Raw genomic sequence first — 1,351 nt, forward strand, 5'->3', positions numbered from 1 at the left:
CGCCGCGCGCCCGGCGGCACGTGCGCGGTCTGCGACAGCATGCCGCCGAGCCGCACGTTGACCTTCATGCGGCCGTTGATGGCCCAGCCGCTGGCATCGAGGATCGGTCCCAGGCTGCGCTGGCGCAGCTTGAGCCAGGCGATCAGCATGCTCGGGCCCGAGATCGCGATCACGATGCCGATCAGCGCCACCGGGATCCACTGCCCCAGGTCGATGAACTTGCCGAAGATGCCGACCAGCACCGCGCTGATGCTGCCGAGTGCCACGCCGATCGCGGCCACCGTGCCGACATCGACGCGGCTGGTGGCGGGCAGCGGCGGCTTGGCCGGCGCCTTCGCGGGATCGGCGCCCGCGGCCTGGTCGGCGGTGGCGACTTTGCCGGCCAGCGATTGCAGCGCGGTCTGCGAGCCGGCCTCGCTCGCGGCCGCGCGCTTGGCCACCTGTTCCTCGATCATGCGGACGAACTTCTTGTAGGGCGCGAAGAAGGCCTGCGCCACGCTGGTCGGGTTCTCGATCAGCTTGGTGATGGTGGCATCCCAGTCGCGGCCCTGGCGGTCGTAGAACACGCCGTTGCGGCCGACGAACAGGAAGTCCACGTCGCCCGCGGTGAAGGCCGCGACGATGCTCATCTTCTGCCCCTGCCGCGTGCAGTCGCAGTAGGCCAGGCAGGTCTTCGCGAGGCCCGCGAGCACCGCGTGCTTGGCCGTGTCCTGCACCTGCACCGTGAGCTCGCAGCTGCGCCCGTCGAGGTAGAGCGTGCCGGCCTGGAAGATCGCGCCCTCGCGCCGGTAGAAGGCCTTGAACGAGACGAAGTTGTCGAGCAGCAGCTTGAGGTCGCGCTGCAGCCGCAGCAGCTTCTCGAGATCGACCAGCAGCTTGTTGTGGCTCTCGGCCGCCTCGTCCTCGGCGATCAGCGCGAGCAGCGCCTCGCGCGTGGCGAGCAGCGCCTCGATGCGTTCGTGCGACAGGCTCGCGAGCGCGTTGGCCGGCCGCGACGCGATCCAGCCCTCGCAGGCGCCGAGCTGCTGGCGCAGCGCCTGCCATTCGTCGTCCTCGAGCGTGTCGCGCGCGCCGAGCAGCGGCGTCACCGCGTCGCGCGCGAAGGACGCGATGGCCTCGGCCCAGGCCGGATTGAGGCTGGTGCCGCGCAGCGGCAGCGAACGGTGCGGCGTGATCGGCGCCAGCGGCAGCTCGGCGATCGGGTGCGCGTTGGCATCGAGCGTGTGGCCCGCGAGCGCGTCGTAGGCCTCGGCGGAAGGGTTGAGCGCCGTCACGGCCTGCACGTCGTAGGCGGCCACGCGGCAGCGCGCGAAGAAATCGTCGATCTTGGCCGCCACCTTGCGCATCGCCT

1 pseudogene is annotated in these 1,351 nt (G+C 71.1%); it reads right to left on the reverse strand.

Features of this window, described 5'->3' with window-relative positions:
- Nucleotides 1-1,351: pseudogene (locus AC27VN_RS41550) on the reverse strand (hypothetical protein); the annotation flags it as partial.

This window comes from Variovorax sp. 20P10.2.4 (genome assembly GCF_058244205.1).